Source organism: Streptococcus acidominimus, assembly GCF_001921825.1.
Lineage (GTDB): Bacteria > Bacillota > Bacilli > Lactobacillales > Streptococcaceae > Streptococcus > Streptococcus acidominimus.
Window position 1 is genome coordinate 38,940 of the sequence record NZ_MSJL01000016.1, and the last position, 7,381, is coordinate 46,320.

Here is a 7,381-nt window from a genome sequence, read left to right on the forward strand (position 1 = left end):
CAAACGCCCTTGTATCTTGTATAATTGAGTTCAGCCTAAAACCTCGGAAAAAAGATAAATACTCCTAGCTCCAAAGGTATGGGATACCTTTGGAGGCGGGAAATAGAAGTTTGCGAAGCAAACTCTCGTCTAAAAGTTCTGCGTCAAAACTCCTATTTTTGCTTTGCTCGCTTCCACAGTCTAGGAATAGACTGTGGGAGGTGGGAGATAAAACGAGTGAAACTCGTGTCAAACGCCCTTGTATCTTGTATAATTGAGTTCAGCCTAAAACCTCGGAAAAAAGATAAATACTCCTAGCTCCAAAGGTATGGGATACCTTTGGAGGCGGGAAATAGAAGTTTGCGAAGCAAACTCTCACTAGCTTCTGCGTCGTATTTCCTATTTTTCAGTCGGTTTTTTAACGGCTTCACATCTTATAATTGAACTCGGGCTACAACTCTCTGACAAAAAGACCAATCTCATTGGGTGCAAAACACCCTGCTTCGATTGGTCTTTTTGTCTAGGAGTTGCTTCCACAGTCTAGGAATAGACTGTGGAAGGTTGGAGATGGAACGAGTGAAACTCGTGTCAAACGCCCTCGTATCTTGGAATTGAACACGCCCTAAACTCTGTGCGAAAAAGATAAATACTCCTAGAAGCAGTAGCTTCTAGGAGTATTTCCTATTTTCGCTTTGAGTTTTTAACGGGCTTTGTATCTTAATTTAAATGCCAAATGTCTTCGTTATATTGCTCAATCGTGCGGTCGCTGGAGAAGAAGCCGGCTTTCGCAATGTTGACGACTACTTTTTCTAGCCATGCGTCACGATCTTCGTAATCTGCTAGCATCCGTTCCTTGGTCGCAATGTATTCTTCCAAGTCTAGGAGGGTCATAAAGTGGTCATTGTGCTTGAGGTTATCTTGCAATCGCCACAAGCGCTCATCAATTCCCCCAGCTTGGCGTACGAGGTCGCTTGTGATAAAGTCAATCAAGGGACGAATGCTTTCTTTCTCATAGAAGCTGTATGGATGATAGCTACCGTGCGCATAGTGATCAATGACTGTCTGGCTATCTTGACCAAAGATGTAGATATTATCATCACCAACCAGCTCATGAATTTCCACATTGGCACCATCATCTGTACCAATGGTCAAGGCACCATTGAGCATAAATTTCATATTTCCTGTACCGGATGCTTCCTTAGAGGCAAGGGAAATTTGCTCTGAAATATCAGCCGCTGGAATGATGAAACTTGCTTCAGTGACGTTGTAGTTTTCAATCATCACCAATTGTAAATGTGGGCTAACTTCAGGATCGTGCTGAATCACTTGTGACAAGACCAAAATCAAATGGATAATATCTTGGGCAATCGTGTAGGCAGGTGCTGCTTTTCCTCCGAAGAAAACAGTCAAGGGACGGGCTGGAATATTACCTGCCTTGATGTCCAAATACTTATGAATGACGTACAAGACATTCATTTGCTGACGCTTGTATTCATGCATTCGCTTGATTTGTACATCAAAAATAGAATCCGGATTCACTTCCACTCCCTGTGTCTGGGCAATATGGCGTTGCAATTTTCGCTTGTTGTGGTGTTTAATCTTTTCCAACTCCTGCTTGAAGGCTGTATCATCTTTATAGGCGAGCAAAGCCTCTAGCGCTTCTGCACGACGGTGGTAATCATGACCAATCACTTCATCCAAGTAATGTGCCAAGCGTGGATTTGCATGCATGAGCCAGCGACGGAAGGTGATGCCGTTGGTCTTGTTGTTGAATTTATCAGGATACAATTCATAGAAAGCCTTGAGTTCTGATGATTTCAAAATCTCGGTGTGAAGAGCTGCAACCCCGTTGATAGAATATCCATAATGAATATCCATGTGCGCCATGTGGACACGACCGTGTTCGTCAATGATGTTAACTGCTGGATTGTCCACCATTGCTTTAGCACGGCGATCCAATTCTTCAATAAACGGTACCAAATGAGGAACAACCTTCTTCAAGAAGTCAAGCGGCCATTTTTCCAAGGCTTCAGACAAGATGGTATGGTTGGTATAGGCTGTCATGCTCTTGACAATCTCTACCGCCTCATCAAAGGAAATGCCACGGATTTCCAAGAGACGAATCAATTCTGGAATCACAAGCGACGGATGGGTATCATTGATCTGCACCACAGCATAGTCCGCCAAATCATGCAGGTTAGAACCTTTGGCTACTGCTTCATCAATCAACAACTGTGCTGCATTTGATACCATAAAATACTGTTGGAAAATCCGCAGGATTTTTCCTTGGTCTGTCGAGTCATCAGGATAAAGGAACAGGGTCAAATTACGGAAAATATCGTCCATGTCAAAGTCAATGCCGTCATCGATAATATTATCATCAACAGAAGCCAGATCAAACAGGCGTAGGCGATTTTTCTTTTCGGTCTTATAGCCTGGCACATCAATATCGTAGAGCTTTGATGTCAAGGTAAAATGCGCAAATGGTACCTGATAGGTAATCGGAGATTCTGTCAACCAAGAACGCGGTGTAATCCATTCATTGGGCACAGCTGACTGCTGGTGGTACTGGAACAGCTGACGGAACAGACCAAAATGATAGTTTAGACCCACACCGTCTCCATTCAATCCAAGACTGGCAATGGAATCGAGGAAGCAAGCTGCCAGACGACCCAAGCCCCCATTTCCTAGAGACGGCTCCATCTCTACTTCTTCAATCGTAATCAAATCCTTACCAGCTTCTGCTAGCTGATGTTTCACCTCGTCATACAGACCTAAATTGATGAGGTTATTCGACAAGAGTTTCCCAATCAAAAATTCAGCTGAAATATAATAAACTTTCTTCTTTTGACCATTGGTGCACTTGGCTTCACTACGCTGCTTGGTAAATGCCAGCAAGGCATAGTACAATTCCTGATCCGAGCAATCCTCGATACGCTTTGCATACATGGTTTGAACAAAATTTTGTAGATTGATCATGCTTCTGTTAACTCCTTTATTTTCACGTTTAGATAGAAATATACGTGCAAGTTTTCCGATATTTTTGGAAACGCTTTCTACTATATTATACTATACTTTATCCAAAAAGGCAATAACCTAGCCTAAAAAAACCGTCCAGTGGACGGTTTTTTCACGAGCTTGAAAATGTAAAGGCGAGTCAGTCCAGTGGACGGTTTCAGAATGTAGACAAACCCTATCTGTAAAAGAAAAATTGTAATTTTAGAGCTTGTTTACCAAAGAACAAAAACTCTTAGAAGTTCAGATATAGCAGCGTTTCTAAGAATTTTTTGCGTTTGATTTAAAATAAAAAAGGTTGAAGAAAATTATCTAAAATGGACTTTTTCTTCAACCTGACATTTCTAAGAGTATGTTTTATTTATGCTATTCCGCAATCAGCGTTTCTAGTCCCACTTTCATCATGTCCGTAAAAGTTGTTTGACGTTCTTGCGCTGTCGTATCCTCATCAGGATTGACCAAGCTATCCGAAATGGTCATGATGCCAAGCGCCTCTACACCATGTTGAGCTGCGAGGTAATAAAGGGCTGCTGCTTCCATTTCCACAGCATGAACTCCCATCTTCCCTAATGCTAGATGTTGCTCAAAGAATTTTGAATAAAAGAGGTCGGTTGACAAGACTGTCCCAACATGCGTTTTCATCCCCAAATCTTGGGCAATATGATAGGCCTTATCCAACAAGTTGAAACTGGCGATCTGCGGGAAGTCATACATGGGCCAGTCATTGCGGATAATATTTGAATTGGTCGCTGCTGCTTGTGCAAGAACCAACTCACGGACATGTACATCCGGATTGAGTGAGCCTGCTGTACCGACACGAATCAGGCGTTTTACACCATAATCCACAATCAACTCACGCGCATAGATTGAAATAGAGGGCATCCCCATCCCCGTCCCCATAACACTGACACGCTCCCCTTTATAGATCCCAGTATAGCCATACATACCACGGATTTCGTTGAAAAGAACAGCATCTTCTAAGAAGTTTTCCGCGATAAATGTTGCCCGTAAGGGATCTCCCGGCAATAGAATCTTGTCAGCAATCTCACCGACCTTTGCTCCAATATGAATAGACATCTTTCTCTCCTTATAATCCTGCCAAGATCGCTTTGACCAGACCTTTAAAGTCTTCCTTGATGCGCGTTGTTACTTCGACCACTTCTTCATGATTTAGTGAGCTTTGGAAGCCTGCTGCGTAGTTGGTAATGGCGGAGATACCTAGAACTTTCATACCTGAATGCACAGCCACGATAACTTCTGGGACTGTCGACATTCCGACCGCAGACGCCCCCATGGTTTGATAGGCACGAATTTCTGCTGGTGTTTCATAAGTCGGACCAGATACCCCAAGATAAACGCCCTCTTCAACTTTCACTCCGATACTCGCTGCAATGTCTTTGGCTCTCGCGCGATATGCCTTGCTGTAAGCATCAGACATATCTGGGAAACGTGGACCAAATTCATCCAGATTCTCCCCCATCAACGGGTTAGTCCCCGTCATGTTAATATGATCCTTAATCACCATAAGGGTTCCTGGACCATAGCCAATTCCGCCTGCCGCATTGGTCACAATCATGCTCTGGCAGCCTAAGGCTTTCATGACACGAACTGGGAAGGTCACAACCTCCATTGGATTGCCCTCATAATAGTGGAAACGTCCCTGAAGAGCCAAGACTTTCTTACCAGCCAAGTCTCCATAGACCAATTTCCCAGCGTGACCCACAACAGTCGATTTTCCCCAGTTTGGAATATCTGCATAATCGATGACAATAGCATTTTCCACTTCATCAGCTAATTCTCCCAAACCTGATCCCAAAATTAAACCAAATTCTGGTGCTGTAAGACCTTGTGCTTCCAAAAAACTCTTCGTTTCTTGAATTTTTTCCATCAATGACATGTTACTCTTCTCCTTATTATTTATAGCCTCTATGGCTTTTGATACTTACTATGGCACTACTCTTTTCAATAGAACTAACTACCGACAGATGTCCTTTCTTCCACAAAATAGCGAGATCTTCTTCAATAAAATACTATTCATCTTGCTATTTCTGCTATAAGAATTGGTCTAGGGCTTCTTTTCTCCCCTATACCAATTTTTCTAGGAAACTATCCCCAATCTGGCTCTTTGCAACACCAAAGTTATCAGCAATGGTTGCTGAAATATCGGCAAAGTGCCCAATTGGAAGATGACCAGCTGCTTTTAGTGACTTTCCAAAGATGAACAGGGGAACATACTCACGTGTATGGTCTGTTCCGACATAGGTCGGATCATTTCCGTGGTCTGCTGTAATCATGAGAAGATCATCCTCACGAAGATGAGCGATTATTTCTGGTAGGCGCGCATCAAATTCTTCTAAGCAATCACGGTAGCCTTCTGTATCGCGGCGGTGTCCATAGACCGCATCAAAATCAACTAGGTTGGTAAAGGACAAGCCCTCGATAAAGTCCTCATTTTGCAAGACCTTGATTAAATTGTCAACACCGTGGTTGTTTGACTTATTGTGTCCCATATCATGGGAAATTCCTGCACCGTTGAAAATGTCATTAATTTTTCCAACACCGTAGGTGTCAATGCCCGCTGCTTTCAAGTTATCTAAGACTGTTGGGGCAAAAGGAGAAACGGCATAGTCATGACGATTGGCAGTCCGTGAGAAATGACCGGGAGTTCCGATATAGGGGCGAGCAATGATGCGTCCCAGTAAGGATGGACGCTCAAGAGTAATCGAACGCGCATATTCACAAATCTTGTAGAGTTCCTCCAGCGGAATGATGTCCTCATGGGCTGCAATTTGAAGTACAGGGTCAGCCGAGGTGTAGACGATCAGCTCGCCTGTCTCCATTTGGCGGGGACCAAAGTCATCAATGACAGCTGTTCCCGAATAGGGTTTATTGGCCTCACGAATAATTTTTCGTCCTGAAAATGCTTCGATTTGTTGAAGAAGCTCTTCTGGAAAACCATCCCAGAAGGTATCGAATGGCTCTGTGATATTCAACCCCATGATTTCCCAATGACCAGTCATGGTATCTTTTCCACGCGATACTTCTTCTAGCTTTGTCACATAACCTGTTGGATTTTCTTCGGCTGCGACCGTTTGAAGTGGTGTATCACGCTCAATATTTCCAAGTCCAATTTTAGCCATATTGGGCACACTCAAACCCGCTCTTTCTGAAATGTGTCCCAGAGTATCCGAGGTTGTATCTGGCTCACCTGCATTAAAAAACTGATCTGCATCAGGTGCCGCACCAATCCCCACAGAATCTAAAACAACGACATGCATACGTTTAAACTTTGCCATCTCTTTCTCCTCTAATTCCTTTTAATAAATGAGTATCTCTATTATAACACAAAAACGCTTTCCCAGTCATGTCTTGGAAAAGCGCTTGATAGAGGACACTTCTTGCAAATCAAGAGAATGATAATTCAATGGACAGCAACAGTTACTAAAGGAAGCTGTGGCTTTTTGTGGCGTATTAGCGCTTTTCAAGGAAGCGGGGACCATCTGGATAGCCTACGATAACCTTTGATACCAGCTGGATAAAGAGCCCATGCTCTACGACCCCAACGGTATGGTCTAATTCATTGGATAGGGCAACTGCGTCAGGAATCTCTCTTAAATCCAAATCAATGATATAGTTTTTCATATCTGTCACGAGTTTCACACCATCTTTCATACGGAAGCTTGGACGGTAGCCTTTTTCTTCAAAGCTTTTAAATAAATTTTCTGCCCCATACTGAACGACTTCAACTGGTAATTTAAAAGCCCCCAAGGTATCAACAACCTTTGATTCATCAACGATCCAGATACACTCTTTACTATTTACTGCCACAATCTTTTCCATGAGAAGGGCAGCACCCCCACCCTTAATCCCATTAAAGGCAGCATCCACTTCATCAGCACCGTCAACCGTGATGTCTACATAAGGAACTTCATCAATTGATTTTAGGGGAATACCGAGAGAGGCAGCGTGCTCTGATGTCGCATTGGAAGTCGTGACACCAAGGATTGAAAGCCCCTCTTCTTGGACACGACGTCCTAGCTCTTGAACAAAATAGTAGGCAGTTGAGCCTGTACCCAGACCAACGATCATCCCATCTGTCACAAATTCTGCTGCTTTCAAACCGACCTGCTCTTTCAAATTTACCATGACATACTCCTTTTAAAGCGTTTTCCATTACAGTATACCATTTTATCAGTCGTATTGGAAATGAAAATTGATGTTGAAGTGGCAAAAAAGAGTGAGGAAAAACTCCTATCAATTTGATATACTCCCCATATAGTGGACAGTGAAAAAACAAAAATTCACTAGACACTATAAGGGGAGTTTTCACATGTCCAAAAGAAGTCCAAAATCAGTAGAAGAAAAGTTAGAAATTGTTTGCTTATTC

The 7,381-nt window shown here is 43.0% G+C and carries 5 protein-coding genes; all 5 read right to left on the reverse strand.

Annotated features, from left to right (window positions below; translation table 11 throughout):
- Positions 1-696: 696 nt before the first annotated feature.
- Positions 697-2,958 carry a glycogen/starch/alpha-glucan phosphorylase gene (locus BU200_RS04725; RefSeq protein WP_075099075.1) on the reverse strand — a complete coding sequence of 754 codons (2,262 nt, stop codon included), beginning with the start codon at positions 2,956-2,958 and terminating at the stop codon, positions 697-699.
- 402 nt (positions 2,959-3,360) lie between these two features.
- Entirely contained in the window at positions 3,361-4,071 is a 711-nt protein-coding gene (gene deoD / locus BU200_RS04730; protein ID WP_075099076.1) for a purine-nucleoside phosphorylase, read from the reverse strand.
- Positions 4,072-4,081: 10 nt separating this feature from the next.
- Positions 4,082-4,891, reverse strand: a complete 810-nt coding sequence (locus BU200_RS04735; protein ID WP_075099077.1) for a purine-nucleoside phosphorylase — start codon at positions 4,889-4,891, stop codon at positions 4,082-4,084.
- 187 nt (positions 4,892-5,078) lie between these two features.
- Complete coding sequence (locus tag BU200_RS04740) at positions 5,079-6,290, reverse strand: phosphopentomutase (RefSeq protein ID WP_075099078.1); 1,212 nt, start codon at positions 6,288-6,290, stop codon at positions 5,079-5,081.
- 175 nt (positions 6,291-6,465) lie between these two features.
- Positions 6,466-7,140 (reverse strand): ribose-5-phosphate isomerase RpiA, encoded by a 675-nt coding sequence (gene rpiA, locus BU200_RS04745; RefSeq protein WP_075099079.1) that lies wholly within the window; start codon positions 7,138-7,140, stop codon positions 6,466-6,468.
- Positions 7,141-7,381: the final 241 nt, after the last annotated feature.